The sequence below is a fragment of the Flavobacterium davisii genome (assembly GCF_019565505.1).
Lineage (GTDB): Bacteria > Bacteroidota > Bacteroidia > Flavobacteriales > Flavobacteriaceae > Flavobacterium > Flavobacterium davisii.
Genome location: NZ_CP067378.1, coordinates 1,436,087 through 1,456,429, shown reverse-complemented (window position 1 = coordinate 1,456,429; position 20,343 = coordinate 1,436,087). Strand labels below are relative to the sequence as shown.

Sequence of the window (20,343 nt, the reverse complement as noted above, 5' to 3'; positions counted from 1 at the left end):
ATTATTTTTTACCTATATAAGATTTTTTCGGGCAGTTTTATTTCTTTTATTATATAGAGTCAATTGCTTTTTCAATTGCATCCCATAAAGCGATTCGTTTTTCTAGAGCCTCAATTGCAATTTTCTCCATTTCATTCCATTTTTCTTGATTATCATTTGCCAAATACTCGATCATCTTCATTGCCATAGGGCCATGCTCATCTGCATCAAGTTCGATATGACGTTCGAAATAATAAATTAATTTAGAGAAATCTTTTTCAGGAAATGATTCTTTAAAATTTTTTAAAATAGCAGTAAACATGCTAGGAATTAAGTCTTCTCTTCCAAAGGTAAATGCACTTGCTATTTCATGAGCTTGTCCTTTTTCAATAACTTTAAAGGTAAAGGTTAAAAAATCTTTTACGGCCTTTCCTAGTTCACTTTGATTAATACTTATAAAGATATTTTGAGTTTCATCTGTGTTTTTTAAGAAACTTTTGATTTCATTAATAGAAGCGCCGCAGTCTTGCATAGCTTCTAAATACATTTCGTAGTGACTTAAACGTTTGCCATCCAAAGCCAAGTCAGATTCTTCTGCTAAAACAATTTCATTTATTAAATAACGAGTTTCAGGATTAGGAGAAGCCTTCCAAGGAGTCTTAGTACAGGTTAATTGATTTTGTAAAGCTTTTAATAAAGACATGAAATCCCACACAGCATAAATATGGTGTTCAAGGAAAATATTAAGGGATTCTAATGTTTTAATTTTGGGATATAAAGGATGATTTAGTAGTATATCCTTTTGCGATTGGATGTTTTTATGAATAGATGTTATACTCATTGTTTTAATAAATTTTAGCAAAAATAATAAATGCCTCTCTAAAAGGAGAGGCATTTATATCATTTTTATTTATTGGCATATTATTTAAAAGCAGGAAATCCTGTTACATCCATACCTGTAATTAACAAATGGATATCATGAGTTCCTTCGTATGTTACTACCGATTCTAAATTCATCATGTGTCGCATAATCGAATATTCCCCTGTAATACCCATTCCGCCTAACATTTGGCGCGCGTCACGAGCTATAGTTAGCGCCATATCTACATTATTTCTTTTTGCCATAGAAATTTGGGCTGATGTAGCTTTGCCTTCATTGCGTAAAACCCCCAGTCTCCAAGTAAGAAGTTGAGCTTTTGTGATTTCGGTAATCATTTCCGCTAATTTCTTTTGTTGTAATTGTGTTGCGCCTATTGGTTTGTCAAACTGAATGCGTTCTTTAGAATAGCGTAAAGCGGTATCATAACAATCCATAGCGGCACCAATTGCACCCCATGCAATTCCATAACGAGCAGAATCAAGGCAACCAAGAGGAGCTCCTAAACCAGATTTTCCGGGTAATAAGTTTTCTTTAGGAACTTTTACATTGTCAAATATAAGTTCTCCTGTTGAAGAGGCTCGTAATGACCATTTATTGTGTGTTTCTGGCGTGCTAAAACCTTCCATTCCACGTTCAACAATTAATCCATGAATGCGCCCTTCTTCATTTTTTGCCCAAACTACTGCAATTTGAGCAAAAGGAGCATTAGAAATCCACATTTTGGCACCATTTAAAAGATAATGATCTCCCATATCTTTAAAATGAGTAACCATACCTCCTGGATTTGATCCGTGATCAGGTTCTGTTAAACCAAAGCATCCCATCCATTCACCTGTAGCTAATTTTGGTAAATATTTTTGTCGTTGTTCTTCGGATCCGTATTTCCAAATAGGATACATTACTAAAGAAGACTGTACGGATGAAGTAGAACGTACACCCGAATCTCCTCTCTCAATTTCCTGCATTATCAAACCGTATGAAATTTGATCTAATCCTGCACCGCCATATTCAACTGGTATATAAGGGCCAAATCCACCTATTTCACCCAATCCTTTAATGATTTGATTAGGGAAACTCCGCACGCTGTGCATATTCTTCAATTATAGGTGATATTTCCTTTTTTACCCATGTACGGGCTGCATCGCGTACTAATTTATGCTCCTCTGTTAGTAGATCGTCTAATTGATAATAATCAGGTGATTGAAATAAATCTGGTTTCATATCGTTTGTTTTTATTGTGAAAAATAAAGATGATAAAAATTTTATTAAAATCGTGTTTTTTAAAAACGAGATTCAACAAAAATATATAAAGATTTTTATCTAGCAACTGATAAATGTTATGAATAGGATAAATATTTTCTTAAATAAATTCAAACCCTGATTACGTGATAGGCTTGGTAATGAAGATGAAAGGATAGAGAATGTAAAAATATACGATTTTTTTGCCGTAGACCTTGTTTTATTAGATCGAGGATAAAAATAGTCTGCTTTCTTAGGATTTAAAGGCGTTTTTGTTTCTAATGTAGAGTTTGAGTTTAAACTCTAATTAGAGTTAAATCTAAAAGAAACTTATTTGTCATGTTTTTATTTTTAAAATTATTGGATTTTAATATTTTTTAAAGAATGATGATTATAAGTTTTAATGAGGTTTTTTTAAAAGAAAATAAGAATAAGCTTAAAAACGTATTCGGACTATTTTGAAAACGTTTATAAAATAATTCTTGAACGATTTGAAAATGTGAAAAAGATAGTATTAAAGATTGTTGTTCAATAATTTTTTAGTTACTCTACTGCCTGCTATAAGAGATGCCATAAAGCCTAAAATGGTGATTGTGCCAAAAACAATTAGTATATTCTCACTTTCTATTTTAACAGGATAAGGAAGTGATTCGGTTATCTTTATTAAACTGAATCGATCTTGAATGAAAACTAAAATAAATCCCGTAGTAATGCCTATTATTCCTCCTAAAAAGGTTATTAGAGTTCCTTGTAATAAAAATATTAATTGAATATTTTGGATAGTAGTTCCTAGGTTTAAAAGTGTTTTTAAATTACTCTTTTTCTCAAGAATCATCATGATAATAGCTCCAGCTAGAGTAAAAAGGGTCATAATGATTACCAAGGTAAAGATTAGATAAATAGCTGTATTTTCAGTATTTAACATTTTGTGTAGACTGTCATTGAGTTGCGTTCTGTTTTTTATGACGATTTGATGGTTGAATATTTTAGATAATTTACTAGTAAGAACGCCTTCATTAGCTAAGGTATCCATCTTTATTTCTATAGCAGATACTTGATTTTTTTTATATTCTAGCAGGTCTTGAGTTAATTGAAGATCTGTAAAGACGTACTTCGTGTCTAAATCATCGTTAATAGAATAAATGCCTATGGGGATGAGATTGGATTTGTTAAAAGCGGTTTCAGGATTTGTAATAGATCCTTTGCCCGGTCTAGGGGCGTATATTTGGAGCGTATTGTTTAGGTCAAAGAGACCTAATGATAATTTACTAGCAATGCCATTTCCTATAACAACTTGAGGTGTTTCAGGTATTAGCCATTGTCCTTGATAGATGGCTTTCTGGATTTTATTAACTTGATTAAACTGATTGTCTACGCCTTTAATTTCAGCCACTTGCTCTTTTCCTTTGTACACAAAAAGAACTTTTTCTTCAATTACATTACTATAGAATTTAATTTCGTTTAATTTTTTTAATTCATCGAGTTGTAAAGAACTAATTGTGATCGTCTTTCCTTTTTTTGGAAAGATCTTTAAATCAGGATCAAAATTGTTGCTGAAAGATAAACTAAATTCTTTTAATCCACTAAAAACAGACAATACGACAAATAATGACATAGAGCCAATTACGATTCCTACTGAAGCTATACGGCTAATAATGTTTATTGCATTGTTTTTGCTAGCAGTGCGTAAATATCGTTGTGCTATGTAAAAAGGGAAGTACAAATGCTTAAGATTTCTTTCTTTTATATAATAAATTAGGGTTTTCTATTGGATTGTCTTTTCCTGATAATGCGTCATCTATTTTTTCAATATAATCTAAACTATCATCTATGTAAAAGAGCAGGTTAGGGACACGGCGCAACTGTAGTTTTACACGTTGTGCTAAATCATGTTTGATAAGTGGGGTGTTTGATCTTACAGCATCTAGTATTTCTTTTGCTTTTTCTTGTGGGAAGATACTAAGAAAAACTTTAGCAATTGATAAGTCCGTTGTTACGCTTACTTTTGAAACAGATATAACAAGATTTGAAATACCGTTTTTACGAACCTCCCCCTGTAAAATATCCACCAAATCTTTTTGTAAAACGTTTCCTATTTTTTTTTGTCTATTAGTCTCCATGATGCAAACATACAATTTTTTGTAAATAGTGTTGCTATTTTCAGTTTGTCAAATGATATATTTGTCTAAATAAAAACAATAATAATGAGAAAAATAGAACACATAGGGATAGCGGTAAAGAATTTAGAAGAGTCAAATAAAGTTTTTGAATTGCTTTTTGGAAAGCCTGCTTATAAGGAAGAATTTGTAGAAAGTGAAGGTGTTAAAACGTCTTTCTTTATGAACGGACCTAATAAAATAGAACTTTTAGAAGCTACTAATTCAGAAAGTCCTATTGCTAAATTCATTGAAAAGAAGGGTGAAGGTATTCATCATATAGCTTTTGATGTGGAAAATATAGTGGAAGAAATAGAAAGATTAAAAAAAAATGGATTTATTGTTTTAAATGAAAATCCTAAGAAAGGAGCTGATAATAAGTTAGTTGCTTTCTTGCATCCTAAGAGTACCAATGGTGTTTTGATAGAATTGTGTCAAGAAATTTCAAAATAATTTTGTAGAATTAAAAAAATGTCTTAATATTGCAACCGCAAACAGAGAGCAACTCTGAGCTGCTAAAAGATTTACTAAGTAAATTGGTCCTATAGCTCAGTTGGTTAGAGCACCTGACTCATAATCAGGTGGTCCCCTGGTTCGAGCCCAGGTGGGACCACAAGTAAAATCAAGCCTTACAGAAATGTAAGGCTTTTTTATTATTACTCAATAAACAAGGTCAAGTTTAAAAGGATCAAGAATAAAAGTTGGGGATTAAGCAAAAAGATTGGACAATCTGAATAAGAAAAAATCGATATTTCTTAGGATCAAGAATAAAAGCTTTTTTCTTTTTTATTAAGTTCAATGTCATATTAATAATTCTCCTTTTGTCAAATAACTTGATTTCTTCCTTCTTAAAATGTATTTTTGGAAATTCTCTTCTCAGATTAAAATTTTGCAAAATGCTTAGAGAATATAGTCATTAAAATTTTAGAATATTTACATTTATGTATTTGATTTTTGACACCGAAACTACAGGTTTGCCACGTAGTTGGTCTGCCCCTATTACGGATACAGACAATTGGCCACGTTGTATACAAATAGCTTGGCAATTACATGATGAAATGGGGCAACTCATAGAACATCAAGATTATTTAGTAAAACCAGAAGGATTTAATATTCCGTATGATGCAGAAAGGATTCATGGGATTTCTACAGAATTAGCCATGGAACAAGGGGTTAGTTTGCAGGAAGTATTAGCAAAATTTAATATAGCTCTTTCAAAAGCAAAATATATCGTAGGTCAAAATGTAGGATTTGATGTTAATATAATGGGATGTGAGTTTTATAGAGGAGGCGTTACTTCCTCATTATCACAAATGCCTGTTTTAGATACTTGTACTGAAGCCACAGCTGAATTGCTTAAATTGCCGGGAGGACGTGGAGGTAGGTATAAGTTACCCACACTTACCGAACTACACCAATTTTTGTTTGGCGAGCCTTTTGCAGAAGCTCATAACGCTACTGCGGATGTGGAAGCTACTACACGTTGTTTTCTTGAACTTGTTAAAAGAGAAATTTTTACAGAAGAGGAGTTAGATGTACCTGAAGATTATTATATGCGTTTTCGTCAAAATAATCCTCAAGAAATTAAATTGATTGGTTTAAAGCATATTAATTTAAAATCTGCCTCAGATGAAATTCGAAAGAGATTAAGTGATATACAGCAAGAAGGAAATGTAACGGTTTCAGCAGAAGCAATTAAAAATTTAGAAAATGCTGTATACACACATTTGCATAACCATACCCAATTTTCAATACTACAATCCACAATTTCGATACCCGCGATTGTTAATGCAGCAGCTAAAAACAAAATGCCAGCAGTAGCTATGACAGATGTTGGAAATATGATGGGGGCATTTCAGTTTGTAAGTGCTGTTCTAAATCATAATAAATCAGCCAAAGCAAAAAATGAAATCAGTATAGAAAAAGGAGAAATGCCCTCTGAAGTTGAAATAAAGCCAATTGTAGGAGGAGAATTCTTTGTTTGTAATAATCACAAAGACAAATCGGTAAAAGATAACGGATATCAAGTAGTTTTTTTAGCAAAAAATAAGAAAGGCTATCATAATTTAGCTAAAATGGCTTCCATAGCCTATACAGATGGTTTTTATTATGTGCCGCGTATAGATCGAAATATCGTGGAGCAATACAAAGAAGATGTTATCGTTTTGTCAGGTAATTTATATGGGGAAATTTCCAGTAAAATACTAAATATAGGTGAAAATCAGGCAGAAGAAGCACTTTTATGGTGGAAATCGCAGTTTGGAGATGATTTTTATCTGGAAATAATGCGTCATAATCAAGAAGATGAAAATAGAGTAAATCAAACATTAATACAATTTGCACATAAGCATCAAGTAAAATTGATAGCAACTAATAATACTTATTACGTAGCCAAAGAAGACGCTAATGCTCATGACATCTTATTATGTGTAAAGGATGGTGAAAAACAAGCTACACCTATAGGGAGAGGTCGCGGTTATCGATACGGACTTCCTAATCAAGAATATTATTTTAAAACGCAAGAAGAAATGAAATATCTTTTTGCCGATTTACCTGAAGCTATTGTAAATATTCAAGAAATTATTGATAAAGTAGAAATTTATTCCTTATATCGGGATGTATTACTGCCCAAATTTGATATCCCAGAAGAATTTTTAGTTACAGAAGACAATCAAGATGGAGGTAAACGAGGAGAAAATAAATATTTACGTTATCTTACATACGAAGGAGCCAGAAAAAGATACCCTGAAATTGCAGATGAATCAATTGACCCAACAAAAACAGCGGAAATAAAAGAACGTTTGGACTTTGAGTTATTGACAATTGAAAAAACAGGATATCCTGGTTATTTCTTAATTGTTCAAGATTTTATTGCAGCTGCTAGAAATATGGGAGTTTCCGTTGGTCCTCGGTCGTGGTTCTGCAGCAGGTTCTGCCGTTGCATACTGTTTAGGAATAACGAATATAGATCCTATTAAGTACGATTTGCTTTTTGAAAGATTCTTAAATCCTGATCGTGTATCCATGCCCGATATTGATATTGATTTTGATGACGAAGGAAGGGGAGATGTAATGCAATACGTTATTGATAAATATGGAGCCAATCAAGTAGCACAAATTATTACATACGGTAAAATGGCAACAAAATCTGCCATAAGAGATACGGCAAGAGTATTAGATTTACCCTTATTTGAAGCCGATAAAATTGCCAAGCTAATACCTGCTATGATGCCTTCTAAATGGAACTTGGCTCGATTTTTAAAAGAAGAAGAAGGAGATGTAAAAAAAGCACTCAAATCCTCCGAAGAATTTGATCGAATCAAAGAATTAATTAGTATAGCAAATGAAGGTGATTTAGCAGGAGAAACTATTCAGCAAGCCAAAGTGCTCGAAGGATCTATGCGAAATACAGGTATACATGCCTGTGGTGTTATAATTACACCAGATGATATAACAAATTTCGTTCCTGTAACCACTGCTAAAGATTCTGATTTATATGTAACCCAGTTTGATAACTCAGTAGCCGAAAGTGCGGGGTTGTTAAAAATGGACTTCTTGGGTCTGAAGACCCTGACCTTAATAAAAGATACCGTTAAATTAGTAAAGTATCGTTTAGATATAGAGTTAGATCCCGATAATTTTCCTATAGACGATGTTAAAACATATGAGCTTTTTCAAAGGGGAGAAACTGTAGGTGTATTTCAATACGAATCGCCCTGGAATGCAAAAATATATGAAGGACCTAAAGCCAACTGTTTTTGCAGACTTAATCGCTATGAATGCCTTGTATCGTCCGGGTCCCTTAGAGTATATCCCTTCTTTTGTGAGAAGAAAAAAATGGAGATGAGGAAATAACCTACGATTTAGATGCTTGTGAAGAGTATTTAGCAGAAACTTATGGGATTACCGTATACCAAGAGCAAGTAATGCTTCTTTCTCAAAAGCTAGCAAATTTTTCTAAAGGTGATGCCGACGTTCTTCGTAAAGCAATGGGTAAAAAGCAAAAAGACGTCCTAGATAAAATGAAATCTAAGTTTATAGATCAAGCAATGGCTAATGGTCATGATGCTAAGAAATTAGATAAAATATGGACTGACTGGGAAGCCTTTGCAAGTTACGCATTTAATAAATCACACTCTACTTGTTATGCTTGGGTAGCTTATCAGACAGCTTATCTTAAAGCCCATTATCCAGCTGAGTATATGGCAGCCGTTCTTTCTAATAACATGAATGATATTAAACAAGTTTCTTTTTTTATGGAAGAATGCAGAAGGATGGGGCTGGAAGTTTTGGGGCCTGATGTAAATGAATCTTTTTATAAATTCACAGTAAACGAAAATTATGCCATTCGTTTTGGTATGGGAGCTATAAAAGGAGTTGGAGAAGGAGCTGTAAATACGATTATAGAAAATAGAAAAGAAGGAAAATATAAATCAATATTTGATTTAGCCAAACGAATAGATTTAAGAGCGGCAAATAAAAAAGCATTTGAAAATCTTGCCCTTTCAGGAGGATTCGATTGCTTTGAAAATACGCACAGAGCCCAATATTTTCATCATGAAGGAGATGCTATTTGGTTTTTAGAAAAAGCCATGAAGTATGGAGCCAAGATGCAAGAAAACGAAAACTCTTCTCAAGTAAGTTTATTTGGTGATACTACCGAAGTTCAAATACCAGAACCAACCGTTCCTCCTTGCGAAGAATGGCATACCATGGAAAAATTAGCAAGAGAAAAAGAGGTAGTAGGGATTTATATTTCAGGTCATCCTCTTGATGACTATAAATATGAAATGAAATATTTCTGTAATACTCGTTTAGAACACTTATCTTATTTAGAACAATTAGTAGGTAAAAATATTTCTTTAGGAGGGATGGTTAGTAATGTTCAACACAGGACAGCTAAAAATGGTAAAGGTTGGGCAACATTTAATTTAGAGGGATACGATGAAACCTATGAATTTAGGATTTTTGACGAAGAATATTTAAGATTCCGTCATTATTTAGTTCAAAATCAATTTGTTTATTTTAAGCTAAATGTTAAAGAAGGATGGACAAACCGTGAAACAGGTAAAAAATCAGATCCTAGAATCCAATTTATGGATGGAAAAATGCTGGCAGATGTTTTGCCTACTTACGCTAAAAAAATGACCATTTTGTTTTCTATATATGAAATAAAAGAAGATCTGATAAATAAATTATATAATTTATTTATTGAAAATAAAGGAGATCATCAGGTAACCTTTGAAGTAATGGAGTTGGAAAAGATTAAACGACAGCTACAAATTGAAAGTGCTCCCGCTGAAGATAATCAAGTAGAAGATCTAGAAGAAGGAGAGGTTGAGATGGAAATTCCAGAAGATAAAGAAGAAATTATTATAAAAAATATGTTATCCATGCCAAGTCGTAAAATAAAAGTAAAGATTTCTTCAGAATTATTGCGAGAAATGGAAAATATGCAAATGAATTTTAAAATTGCTTAGATAAAATATAATAAGTTCGTACTTTTATAAACAGTAGTCAGTTAATTATGAAAATAAATTATATTATAGCTTCTCTTTTTGTATTTCTTATATCTTTTGTTTCCAAAGGACAGAACAATCAAGAAGGAAAAGTAGTTCGATGTTCTACTGTAGAATATGAGAAATATTTACAAAAAAATAATCCTAAAAGAGCAAATCTAGTTCAGTTTGAAAAATGGTTAAATCCATTAATAGAGAAACAAAAGAATAATAGATCTACATTTAATGGTATTATTACTATACCAGTAGTAGTACATATTGTACATTCTGGACAAAATGTAGGTCAAGCACCCAATATTGATGATAAACAAGTTATCTCGCAAATAGAGGTGTTAAATAATGATTTTAGAAAAAAATTAAATACACCGGGGTATAATACACACCCCAACGGAGCGGATTTACAAATTCAATTTGCTTTAGCACAAGTTGATCCTTCAGGAAATCCGACCAATGGTATTGATCGTGTTTATTATAATCATGCTAAATGGACTGAAAATACGGAGAAAAAATTAGGAGACATAGATTTAATCTTAAAACCAGAAACAGTATGGGATTCTTCTTTATATTTAAATATTTGGGTAGTTGATTTTGTAAACGCTCAATTATTAGGGCAAGCACAATTTCCGAGTAATGCAAATGTTCCGGGTTCGTATGAAATGGGTACTGAAGCCACCGATGGAATAGCTGTAAATTATTTGAATTTTGGCTCTGTAGAAATTTATCCAAATGGTATATACGGTAGTTCTAGGTACGATAAAGGAAGGACAACTACACATGAAATAGGACATTGGCTAGGATTACGACATATATGGGGAGATTTAGAGTGTGGGGATGATTTTTGTGCAGATACCCCACAAGCGCATACTTCAAATACAGGTTGCCCTTTAATTTTGAGTTGTACTGGGACAGAAAATGAAATGGTGCAAAACTATATGGATTACACAGATGATAACTGTATGAATATCTTTACCCAAAATCAAAAAGACCGAATACAAACAGTATTAGCTAATTCACCAAGAAGAAAAACTATTGTAAACTCTGATAAAGAAAATCCTGTATTACTGTTAGTAAATGATGCTGAAATAAAAATTGAAAAACAATACACAGGTTTTACCAATTTATGTGTCAATGAACCTAGGAAATTTTCCATTATCAATCAAGGAATTAATGATATCAATAGTGTTTTAGTAAAATACCATTTTAATAATCAAGCTACAAAAGATATTAATTGGAAAGGAATATTAAAACCCAATCAATACGCTTTAATGTCCATTCCAGAAATAGGAAATGAAAATGATATACTAAATGTAGAAATCGTAGCAGTTAATGGAGTGAATGATACAAGAAGTACAAATAATTTTGCCAAAGTAAAAATAATAAACACAGCTCAACCAGAAGTATTCTTTTATGATGAAGTAAAATTTGATTTACAATTAGATAATAAAGGAGAAGACATTACTTGGGAATTGTTAAATAACTCAGGAAAAATAATACGTTCAGGAGGACCTTATAACAATAATGACCCCATTTCTATTCAAGAAACATGGAATTTAAATGATAAAGAATGTTATACTTTTAATATAAAAGATGAAAAAGGAGACGGACTATGCTGTGATAATGGAGAAGGGTATTATCAGATTGGTTATAAAGATAATATTATTATTAGAGAAGGAAAGTTTTCTAAATCGAGCACGAAAGGATTTAGTGTTAAATATTTAGAGAACCAAATCATCCTAGAACCAAATCCCGTTGGAGATGAATTAAACTATTTGTTTGGCAGTAAAATAGGACGAGAAGGAATAGGTAAAATTTTTGATTTAACAGGTAAATTAATAAAAGAATTTAAAGTAGAAAAAAATATTGTAAAACCTGAAGCAGTTAGTCATTTGTCATCAGGGTTGTATTTGTTTCAAATTGTAACAGAAACTAATTCAGATGCCGTAATTTTTATAAAAAAATAGAGAGAGAATAACCCCTCTCTCTATTATTTCATTAAATTTGCTCACCAAAATCACAAAAGGTGAAAGTAATTAGCGATTTATCAAATGTTCAATTCCATAAAAAGACTATCGTAACCATAGGAACTTTTGATGGAGTACATTTGGGGCATCAAAAAATCATTCGAAAACTTCAATCTAATGCTAATCAATCCAACGAAACCGTTGTTATTACCTTTTCTAACCATCCAAGAACTTTTTTAAAAACAGATTCTCCTGTTCAGCTCCTTAGTACGAATAAGGAAAAAATAGAACTATTAGAAAAATTACAGGTAGATAATTTGCTCTTTTTAGAGTTTAATCAGGCCTTGTCAGCCTTGTCTGGCGAAGAATTTGTTAAGACCATTTTAGTTGATAAATTAAATATTCAAAAAATTATTATAGGATATGATCATAAATTTGGAAAAAATCGTTCCTCCGATATCCATGATTTAATTCGATTTGGCGAAAAATATAATTTTGAGGTAGAACAAATATCCGCCGAAGAACTAAATGAAATTACGATTAGTTCTACTAAAATAAGGCAATGTATTAAAGAAGGTTCTATCGCATTAGCTAATCAATATTTGGGTAATCCATATACTTTTAGAGGGCAGGTAATTAAAGGCAATCAAATAGGAAGAACGATAGGTTTTCCAACAGCTAATATTCAAGTAGATTCTCCTTTAAAATTAATACCAAAAGAAGGAGTTTATGTTGTAGAGGTGTTTTTAAAAAAACAAATCTATAAAGGAATGATGAATATAGGAAGTCGACCTACTATTAACGGACAGTATGTTACTATAGAAGTACATTTGTTAGATTGTCATTTTGAGTTTTACGGAGAGAATGTAACCGTTATTTTACATCATTATCTTAGAAAAGAACAAAAATTTGATTCTCTTGAATCACTAAAAAAACAATTAGAAGAAGATAAAAGGCAAACTTTTCTTATAAAAAATTAAACAACAATGTCTTTTTGTTAAAATATCCCCTCATATTCTCTTAAAAATACAATTCTTCACTCAGTGTTATCTTTTGTTTGATTGATATACTAAATTATAACTACTTTTGTGCCGTTTTATTAAAACTGCAGTTATTGATATTACAACAAATTAGTTTAATTTAATTGGAGATCAGACACCAAAAAAAAACGAGGCGTAACCGAAAAGCCAAATGAGTAGGGGGTTTATATAGTATTATGAAAAAAATATAGCAGAATTTATTGGTACATTTTGGTTGGTTTTAGGAGGATGTGGAACCGCAATGTTAGCTGCAAATTTCGGAACTGTTGGAGTAGGGTTAACAGGAGTTTCTTTTGCTTTTGGGTTAACAGTCTTGACTATTGCATATTCATTTGGGCATATTTCTGGGGCTCATTTAAATCCAGCTGTAACAATTGGTCTTTGGGCTGGAGGTAGAATTAATGCAAAAGAGATTTTGCCTTATGTTGTTTCTCAAATAGCAGGTGCAATATTTGCTGCGGGAGTTTTGTATGTAATTGTAACAGGAAATGGTGGCGTTATTGGTGATTTTGCTGCCAATGGTTATGGAGAACATTCACCGAGGAAAGTACAACATGGTTGCAGCTATAGTGACAGAGTTTGTTATGACTTTTATGTTTTTGTTGATAATTTTAGGAGCTACAGATTCAAGAGCTAATTCAGGTTTTGCAGGAATAGCAATAGGTTTAGCTCTAACTTTGATTCATTTAATAAGTATACCTGTTACAAATACCTCTGTAAATCCTGCAAGAAGTATTAGTCAAGCAATATTTGTTGGTGATTGGGCTATTTCTCAACTTTGGCTTTTTGTTATAGTTCCTATAGTAGCTTCTTTATTAGCAGGTTTTGTTTACAAATATTTTAAAGCAGATTAAAATTTACGCTCTAGAAATTGTGTAAAGAAAACAATTTATCATAGATCCTTTATTCCAAGTATCTCGAAATATCTTTACCTGTTTCTTTAGTAAATTAAAATGTAATGACTAAGTGTTTAATGCCAATTTTTTATTAGTATAATTGATTTCTAAAATTTGAAATATAGAACTAATAAAAAATTATTTTAAGAAATTAATAATATATTTTGATTTTATATATGATACAAAAAATTACTAAATCAAAACTAATAAAAATATATAGTTTTCTTTTCCTTTTTTCCCCAATATCAAAGGTTTTTTCTCAAAACGATACTTTAAAAAAAATGACAGTTAGTGCTTATGGAGAATTGTATTATAGTTACGATTTTTTAAAGCCCGACAATCATGAAAAACCTAATTTCGTATACAGTCATAAAAGACATAACGAAGTTAACTTCAATTTGCTATTATTAAAACTAAATTATAAAGATCAAAACATTAGAGCTAATTTAGGATTAATGGGAGGAAATTATGCGACTTACAATTTAAGTGCTGAGCCTACTTGGGCACAGTTTGTTTATGAAGCAAATGTAGGAGCAAGACTATCTAAAAAACGTAATTTGTGGTTAGATGTTGGTGTCTTGCCTTCTCATATAGGCTTTGGAAGTGCTGTTGGAGGTGATTGTTGGACATTAACAAGAAGCTTAATTACAGAGGGATCTCCTTATTATGAAGCAGGGGTTAGAGTGTCTTATCAATCACCAAATGAAAAATTTTATTTAGCAGCTTTATATCTGAATGGTTGGCAAAGAATAAAAAGGCCAGATTTTGTTCAAAGACCGTCTTTTGGAGGGCAAATAACTTTTAAGCCTAATAAAAAAATATTTTTTAATTACAGTAATTTTATTGGTACAGATAAGCCCGATAGTATAAAAGCGATTAGAACTTTTCATAATGTGTATATGCAATACGAACCATCCGAAAAATTTGGGTTAATAGCTGGTTTTGATATTGGATCAGATAAATATAATAATACAAATTATGGCACTTGGTATGGCCCTATATTAATGGCAAAAAGTCAAATTAATAAAAAAACCATAGCAGCTTTTAGAGCAGAATATTATAGTGATAAATATCAAATTATAGTACCAACAGGAACACCAAATGGTTTTCAAGTATTGGGTTTTTCATCTAATTTAGATTATGATCTAACCGAAAAATTAAAATTCCGTTTTGAAGCCAAAACATATAATTCAAAAGATCGTATATTTAATAATGATAATAAGAATTTTTCTATAACGACAAGTTTAATATTCAGAACCTAATTGCAAATAGAGTCAAATTAATTTATTTGCATAACATAAAAGTTAATTTATTACACCCTTTATATTAAACGAATTGTGTATTTTTGACCCCTAAATAATCTATTTATGAGTATTACAAGACATAATTGGAGTAAAGAAGAAATTATCGAAATATACAATCAGCCATTGATGGACTTGCTTTATCAAGCAGCTACTATTCATAGAGAAAAGCATGATCCTAATACGGTGCAAGTTTCAACACTTCTGTCTATAAAAACAGGGGGATGTCCAGAAGATTGCGGTTATTGTCCTCAAGCAGCACGTTATCATACAGATGTTGAAGGAAATGACCTGATGACTGTTAATCAAGTAAAAGCACAAGCCTTAAGAGCAAAAGAATCAGGCTCTTCTAGGGTTTGCATGGGAGCTGCATGGAGAAACGTAAAAGACGGTCCTGAATTTGATCAAGTTTTAGAAATGGTTCGTACTATTAACAAGCTAGATATGGAGGTATGTTGTACATTAGGTATGCTTACTGAAAATCAAGCACAACGACTAGCAGAAGCAGGTTTGTATGCTTACAACCATAACTTAGATACTTCCGAAGAATATTATAAAGAAGTAATTTCAACACGAGGTTTTGAAGATCGTATCAAAACAATTGAAAATGTACGTAAAACAAATGTAACCGTTTGTAGCGGAGGTATAATAGGTATGGGAGAAAGTATAGAAGATAGAGCAGGTATGTTAGTTGCTTTGTCTACTCTAAATCCACAACCCGAATCCGTTCCAATTAATGCTTTAGTAGCAGTAGAAGGAACTCCTATGGAAAACGAAAAACCAGTTGAAATTTGGGAAATGATTAGAATGGTAGCTACAACCAGAATTGTTATGCCTGAAACGCAAGTTAGGCTTTCGGCAGGTAGAACTCAAATGTCCAGAGAGGGACAAGCAATGTGTTTCTTTGCAGGTGCAAACTCAATTTTTGCGGGAGATAAATTGTTGACTACACCCAACCCAGATGTGAATGAAGATATGAAAATGTTCGAGTTACTAGGGTTGAACCCTCAAAAACCTTTTATTAAGTTAATGCAGCCCAAAACAGTAGAAGCGTGCGACTCTGAGTTTCAATCTTTAGGAGAAAAACCTAAATGGTCTAGACCAGGACATGAGATAGAACGTAATTTAGCTGTTTCAAATAAGAAATAAAAAAAGCTCCTAATTTTTAGGAGCTTTTTTTGTACTCTTTCTGAAAAAATAAAATGATAATAATATTGCTGAAAGAATTAAAATTGGTAAATGGTCATCTATAGGAAAGGAACCAGGGGGAACCGCTCTTTTCACTGGTGGAGGAGGCGCTGGTGTAACAGCAAAAATAGACTTTGCTGTCAGTAATATGATTAATAGATGACGGTTTTGTTTGTTTCTTCTTTTCATATATAGTAAATATATATAAAAAAAAAAATAGTTGCAAAATTTAATTGCAACTATTTTGGATTAATTTTCTAAATTTTTAATTAATTCTTTAATTTTGATTTCTAGTTCTTCTGCTAATTCTGGATTATCTTTTATTAATGATTTAACAGAGTCACGACCTTGACCTAATTTTGTTTCTCCGTAACTAAACCAAGATCCTGATTTTTTAATCACTTCAAATTCAACAGCTAAGTCTAATATCTCTCCTGTTTTTGAAACTCCTTCGCCATACATAATATCAAATTCTGCTGTTTTAAAAGGAGGTGCTACCTTGTTTTTAACTATTTTGACTTTAGTGCGATTTCCTAATACATTTTCACCATCCTTAATTTGAGAAGAACGACGGATGTCTAAACGTACCGATGCGTAAAATTTAAGGGCATTACCACCAGTTGTAGTTTCGGGATTACCAAACATTACCCCTATTTTATCACGAAGCTGATTGATGAAAAAAACAGTACAATTAGTTTTGCTAATAGTGGCTGTTAATTTACGTAATGCTTGTGACATTAAACGGGCATGTAATCCCATCTTAGAATCGCCCATATCGCCTTCAATTTCGCTTTTTGGAGTAAGCGCAGCAACAGAGTCTATTACCACAATATCGACAGCTCCAGATCGAATTAAGCTTTCAGCAATTTCTAAGGCTTGTTCGCCATTATCAGGTTGTGAAATTATCAAATTGTCAATATCAATACCTAATTTTTCTGCATAAAATCGATCAAATGCGTGTTCGGCATCTATAAAAGCCGCAATTCCACCTGCTTTTTGAGCTTCTGCAATTGCATGTAGTGTAAGGGTAGTTTTTCCTGATGATTCAGGGCCAAATATTTCTATAATACGACCTTTAGGATAACCACCAACACCTAGTGCTAAATCTACTCCTAGGGATCCCGAAGAAATAACTTCTACCTCTTCTATAGCTTTATCCCCCATTTTCATTACGGTACCTTTTCCGTATGCTTTATCTAATTTATCTAAAGTAAGCTGTAAAGCCTTTAGTTTTGCCTCTTTTTCTGAACTCATTTTTTTGAATTTACAGGTGTTAAAATTATAATTGCTTTGTAATAGCTTGAGCAATTACTTGAAATTCTTCATCCGATAGTTTTACTTTGTGAGTAAAACGAGCATCATCCATCGTGTTTAATGGTATTAAGTGTACATGGGTATGAGGGACCTCTAAACCGATTACAGTCATTCCTACTCGTTTACAAGGAATTGCTTTCGCAATTGCAGTAGCCACTTTTTTTGAAAAATCCATTAAGCCTAAATAGAGCTCATTATCCATTTCAAAAATCTTATCTATTTCTTTTTAGGGATACAAAGAGTGTGTCCTTTAGCATTTGGGTTTACATCTAAAAATGCTAAATAATCTTTATCTTCTGCTATTTTATAGCAAGGAATTTCACCGTTTATAATTTTTGTAAAAATAGAAGCCATTGAATATATAATTAGTCTCTAGTAATTTCTAAAACTTCAAATTTTAAAACACCATTTGGTACTTTAATTTCGGCAATCTCGCCTACAGATTTTCCTAACAAACCTTTTCCTATAGGAGAGGTAACGGAAATTTTATTTTTCTTTAAATTCGCTTCGCTTTCAGCAACTAATTGATACGTTAATTCCATTCCATTTGCTTGGTTTTTTATTTTAACGTTAGATAAAACTAGAACTTTTGATAAGTCTAGTTGAGATTCGTCAATTAATCGGGCATTAGCATATAGCTCCTCCATTTTAGAAATTTTCATTTCTAAAAGACCTTGTGCTTCTTTAGCAGCGTCGTATTCCGCATTTTCTGACAAATCTCCTTTGTCGCGAGCTTCAGCAATGGCTTCAGATGCTTTAGGGCGTTCTACAGATTTTAAATATTCTAGTTCTTCTTTTAATTTTTTTAATCCTTCAGCTGTATAATAAGATACTTTACTCATAACATCATTGTATTGTATAAATAGAAAAAATCCCATTGTAGCGGGATTTCTCGCAAAGATACTATTTTTTATTCAGTTAGTAATTTAATTGATTGATTCAACGTTATACAAATGTAAATAATTTAAATTTGTTGCAAAAAAATCAAATAAAAAGCATGAAAAAATATTTTTTAATAATGATCTTAGTTTTGACTCTAGCTTGCGATAAAAATAATACTATTAATAATGCGAATCCTTATTTGATAAATAATAGTTTTTCAATTGATATAAATTTAGCGCTTCCTTCTTATAATAAACTTAATTATCCCGGAGATCCTTTGTTGATTATGATTCCGGGTGTAGGTATTCAGGGGGTTATTGTGATGAAAACAGGAGGAACAAATGATTATGTTGCATGGGAAGCAAGCTGTCCTATTCAATATCCGACCAGTTGTTCAAAATTAAATATCAAAGGGATTAATGCACAATGTGGCTGTGATAATAGTGAGTTTAGTTTATATACAGGAGACGGAAGAAAACAATATCCTTTAAAAAGATACAATGTTGAGAATTTAAACGGAATACTTAGGGTTTATAATTAATTTTTTTTTACCACTTTTTTTCCGAAATTTGTATAATATGAAGTCTATATTTGAAGATTTATTAATTCATTTGAAATTTCTTATCAAAAGAAGTCCTGAATGATTTTAATGTGAAGTTAGTTTTAATTATTTAAGAGATTTGATATAATTAAAAAAGTTTTTAAAAATGGTCTAATTAACACATTTTATGCAATGCCTATATATCACAAATTAGGAAAAATTCCCCACAAACGTCATATTCAATTCCGCAAAGAAAATGGCGATTTATATTATGAGCAACTTTTTGGAACTATTGGTTTTGATGGTATGTCAACCAATATGTATCATGAGTACAGGCCTACAATGGTAAAAGAAATAAAAAATCAGTATTCAGTAGCTCCTAAAATTGCTAAAACAAACAATATACAATCATATCGTTTACGCGGTTTTCAAATAATGCCGAAAGATGATTTTTTAGAAAGTAGAAAAATAATCTTAACAAATTCAGATTGTCATATTGTTTTGGCCGCTCCTAGGAAATCTACTACTGGTTATTTTTATAAAAATACCGATTCTGATGAAGTGATCTTTATTCACAAAGGGACAGGTACGTTAAGAACAATGTTGGGTAATCTCGATTTTAAGTATGGAGACTACTTAGTCATTCCGAGAGGTGTGATTTACAAAATTGATTTTGCAACAGAGGATAATAGATTGTTTATTGTAGAATCTAAAAGACCAGTATATACACCAAAAAGATATAGAAATTGGTTCGGACAATTATTAGAGCATTCTCCTTTTTGTGAACGGGATATTCGTAGACCAGAAGAGTTAGAAAGTTATAATGAAAAAGGAGATTTTTTAATTAAAATCAAGAAAAAAGATGAGATTTTTGATGTAGTTTATGCTTCACATCCATTTGATGTTGTTGGATACGATGGATATAATTATCCTTATGCCTTTTCTATTCATGATTTTGAACCTATAACAGGACGTATACACTTACCTCCTCCAATACATCAAACATTTGAAACAGATGCTTTTGTAATTTGTTCATTTGTACCAAGATTATATGATTATCATCCAGAATCAATTCCAGCACCTTACAATCATAGTAATATAGATTCGGATGAAGTCTTGTATTATGTCGATGGTGACTTTATGAGTCGCAATGATATAGAGGTAGGGCATGTATCCTTACATCCAGCAGGTATACCACATGGGCCACATCCTCGGAGCAGCCGAAAGAAGTATAGGTAAAAAAGAAACATTAGAATTGGCTGTAATGGTTGATACTTTTAAACCTTTGATGATTACAGAAGAAGCCATGCAAATTGCAGATGATAAGTATTATCAATCTTGGTTGGATTGAAAGTCTAAAAAATAAAAATAAAATAAACAAAAGAAGTATTATCATCGTTTCATAACTTATTTAATGAAAATAGCATTTTAATATTTCAATCTTAAT

15 protein-coding genes, 1 tRNA gene and 5 pseudogenes are annotated in these 20,343 nt (G+C 31.8%); 13 read left to right on the top strand and 8 right to left on the bottom strand.

What is annotated here, in order from left to right; translation table 11 throughout:
- Window positions 1-49 precede the first annotated feature (49 nt).
- The 4 genes and pseudogenes from JJC05_RS07045 to rbfA all read right to left on the bottom strand — a co-directional run bounded on the left by JJC05_RS07045 (window position 50) and on the right by rbfA (window position 4,218).
- Window positions 50-820 (bottom strand): DUF3050 domain-containing protein, encoded by a 771-nt coding sequence (locus JJC05_RS07045; protein WP_088390099.1) that lies wholly within the window; start codon window positions 818-820, stop codon window positions 50-52.
- An 80-nt stretch (window positions 821-900) separates the two neighbouring features.
- Window positions 901-2,080: pseudogene (locus tag JJC05_RS07040) on the bottom strand (acyl-CoA dehydrogenase family protein).
- 532 nt (window positions 2,081-2,612) lie between these two features.
- Complete coding sequence (locus JJC05_RS07035; protein WP_105195541.1) at window positions 2,613-3,821, bottom strand: ABC transporter permease; 1,209 nt, start codon at window positions 3,819-3,821, stop codon at window positions 2,613-2,615.
- A gap of 4 nt (window positions 3,822-3,825) precedes the next feature.
- Entirely contained in the window at window positions 3,826-4,218 is a 393-nt protein-coding gene (gene rbfA / locus JJC05_RS07030) for a 30S ribosome-binding factor RbfA (RefSeq protein ID WP_088390105.1), read from the bottom strand.
- 84 nt (window positions 4,219-4,302) lie between these two features.
- On the opposite strand from rbfA, the gene mce reads away from it, so the two are divergent.
- The 11 genes and pseudogenes from mce to bioB all read left to right on the top strand — a co-directional run bounded on the left by mce (window position 4,303) and on the right by bioB (window position 16,120).
- Window positions 4,303-4,707 (top strand): methylmalonyl-CoA epimerase, encoded by a 405-nt coding sequence (gene mce, locus JJC05_RS07025; RefSeq protein ID WP_088390107.1) that lies wholly within the window; start codon window positions 4,303-4,305, stop codon window positions 4,705-4,707.
- Between the two features lie 85 nt (window positions 4,708-4,792).
- Window positions 4,793-4,867, top strand: a tRNA-Ile gene (locus JJC05_RS07020).
- 328 nt (window positions 4,868-5,195) lie between these two features.
- A complete protein-coding gene (locus tag JJC05_RS16945; RefSeq protein WP_258929595.1) occupies window positions 5,196-7,232 on the top strand; it encodes a DNA polymerase III subunit alpha in 2,037 nt (678 codons plus the stop codon).
- Window positions 7,156-8,109, top strand: coding sequence for a DNA polymerase III subunit alpha (locus JJC05_RS16940; protein ID WP_445297834.1), 954 nt, complete (start codon window positions 7,156-7,158; stop codon window positions 8,107-8,109). The genes JJC05_RS16945 and JJC05_RS16940 overlap by 77 nt, the downstream gene beginning before the upstream one ends.
- Window positions 8,106-8,255, top strand: a pseudogene (locus JJC05_RS16930) (hypothetical protein); the annotation flags it as partial. The gene JJC05_RS16940 and the pseudogene JJC05_RS16930, both read left to right, overlap by 4 nt.
- 21 nt (window positions 8,256-8,276) lie before the next feature.
- On the top strand, window positions 8,277-9,734 hold the full coding sequence (locus JJC05_RS16925; RefSeq protein ID WP_258929594.1) for a helix-hairpin-helix domain-containing protein: 1,458 nt from the start codon (window positions 8,277-8,279) through the stop codon (window positions 9,732-9,734).
- A 47-nt stretch (window positions 9,735-9,781) separates the two neighbouring features.
- Window positions 9,782-11,734, top strand: coding sequence for a M43 family zinc metalloprotease (locus tag JJC05_RS07010; RefSeq protein ID WP_235878629.1), 1,953 nt, complete (start codon window positions 9,782-9,784; stop codon window positions 11,732-11,734).
- Window positions 11,735-11,793: 59 nt separating this feature from the next.
- Window positions 11,794-12,714, top strand: coding sequence for a bifunctional riboflavin kinase/FAD synthetase (locus JJC05_RS07005; protein ID WP_105195538.1), 921 nt, complete (start codon window positions 11,794-11,796; stop codon window positions 12,712-12,714).
- A gap of 247 nt (window positions 12,715-12,961) precedes the next feature.
- A pseudogene (aqpZ, locus tag JJC05_RS07000) lies at window positions 12,962-13,628 on the top strand (aquaporin Z).
- Window positions 13,629-13,951: 323 nt separating this feature from the next.
- The gene (locus JJC05_RS06995; protein WP_258129803.1) at window positions 13,952-14,932 is read left to right on the top strand and encodes a porin; all 981 of its coding nucleotides are present in this window, start codon (window positions 13,952-13,954) and stop codon (window positions 14,930-14,932) included.
- 105 nt (window positions 14,933-15,037) lie between these two features.
- Window positions 15,038-16,120: a biotin synthase BioB gene (gene bioB / locus JJC05_RS06990; RefSeq protein WP_088390155.1), complete on the top strand. Its 1,083-nt coding sequence runs from the start codon at window positions 15,038-15,040 to the stop codon at window positions 16,118-16,120.
- Window positions 16,121-16,129: 9 nt separating this feature from the next.
- Here the strand turns inward: bioB and JJC05_RS19110 are convergent, their stop codons facing one another.
- From JJC05_RS19110 to greA, 4 genes and pseudogenes are all read right to left on the bottom strand, one after another.
- Window positions 16,130-16,348: an Fjoh_0651 family PID-CTERM protein gene (locus JJC05_RS19110; protein ID WP_105195536.1), complete on the bottom strand. Its 219-nt coding sequence runs from the start codon at window positions 16,346-16,348 to the stop codon at window positions 16,130-16,132.
- Between the two features lie 60 nt (window positions 16,349-16,408).
- Complete coding sequence (gene recA, locus JJC05_RS06985; protein ID WP_014166107.1) at window positions 16,409-17,413, bottom strand: recombinase RecA; 1,005 nt, start codon at window positions 17,411-17,413, stop codon at window positions 16,409-16,411.
- 25 nt (window positions 17,414-17,438) lie between these two features.
- Window positions 17,439-17,827: pseudogene (locus JJC05_RS06980) on the bottom strand (HIT family protein).
- 11 nt (window positions 17,828-17,838) lie between these two features.
- Window positions 17,839-18,315 (bottom strand): transcription elongation factor GreA, encoded by a 477-nt coding sequence (greA, locus tag JJC05_RS06975; RefSeq protein WP_088391296.1) that lies wholly within the window; start codon window positions 18,313-18,315, stop codon window positions 17,839-17,841.
- Window positions 18,316-18,470: 155 nt separating this feature from the next.
- On the opposite strand from greA, the gene JJC05_RS06970 reads away from it, so the two are divergent.
- Window positions 18,471-18,896: a Rieske (2Fe-2S) protein gene (locus JJC05_RS06970; RefSeq protein ID WP_105195534.1), complete on the top strand. Its 426-nt coding sequence runs from the start codon at window positions 18,471-18,473 to the stop codon at window positions 18,894-18,896.
- A gap of 192 nt (window positions 18,897-19,088) precedes the next feature.
- Window positions 19,089-20,247 (top strand): annotated as a pseudogene (locus JJC05_RS06965) (homogentisate 1,2-dioxygenase).
- The last annotated feature ends 96 nt before the right edge of the window (window positions 20,248-20,343 follow it).

What these genes read in the sequence shown, in the direction of transcription:
- JJC05_RS07045 (WP_088390099.1), bottom strand. Translation starts at nt 820, where the DNA reads ATGAGTATAACATCTATTCATAAAAACATCCAATCGCAAAAGGATATA.
- rbfA (WP_088390105.1), bottom strand. Translation starts at nt 4,218, where the DNA reads ATGGAGACTAATAGACAAAAAAAAATAGGAAACGTTTTACAAAAAGAT.
- mce (WP_088390107.1), top strand. Translation starts at nt 4,303, where the DNA reads ATGAGAAAAATAGAACACATAGGGATAGCGGTAAAGAATTTAGAAGAG.
- JJC05_RS16945 (WP_258929595.1), top strand. Translation starts at nt 5,196, where the DNA reads ATGTATTTGATTTTTGACACCGAAACTACAGGTTTGCCACGTAGTTGG.
- JJC05_RS16925 (WP_258929594.1), top strand. Translation starts at nt 8,277, where the DNA reads ATGAAATCTAAGTTTATAGATCAAGCAATGGCTAATGGTCATGATGCT.
- JJC05_RS07010 (WP_235878629.1), top strand. Translation starts at nt 9,782, where the DNA reads ATGAAAATAAATTATATTATAGCTTCTCTTTTTGTATTTCTTATATCT.
- JJC05_RS06995 (WP_258129803.1), top strand. Translation starts at nt 13,952, where the DNA reads ATGACAGTTAGTGCTTATGGAGAATTGTATTATAGTTACGATTTTTTA.
- bioB (WP_088390155.1), top strand. Translation starts at nt 15,038, where the DNA reads ATGAGTATTACAAGACATAATTGGAGTAAAGAAGAAATTATCGAAATA.
- JJC05_RS19110 (WP_105195536.1), bottom strand. Translation starts at nt 16,348, where the DNA reads ATGAAAAGAAGAAACAAACAAAACCGTCATCTATTAATCATATTACTG.
- recA (WP_014166107.1), bottom strand. Translation starts at nt 17,413, where the DNA reads ATGAGTTCAGAAAAAGAGGCAAAACTAAAGGCTTTACAGCTTACTTTA.
- greA (WP_088391296.1), bottom strand. Translation starts at nt 18,315, where the DNA reads ATGAGTAAAGTATCTTATTATACAGCTGAAGGATTAAAAAAATTAAAA.
- JJC05_RS06970 (WP_105195534.1), top strand. Translation starts at nt 18,471, where the DNA reads ATGAAAAAATATTTTTTAATAATGATCTTAGTTTTGACTCTAGCTTGC.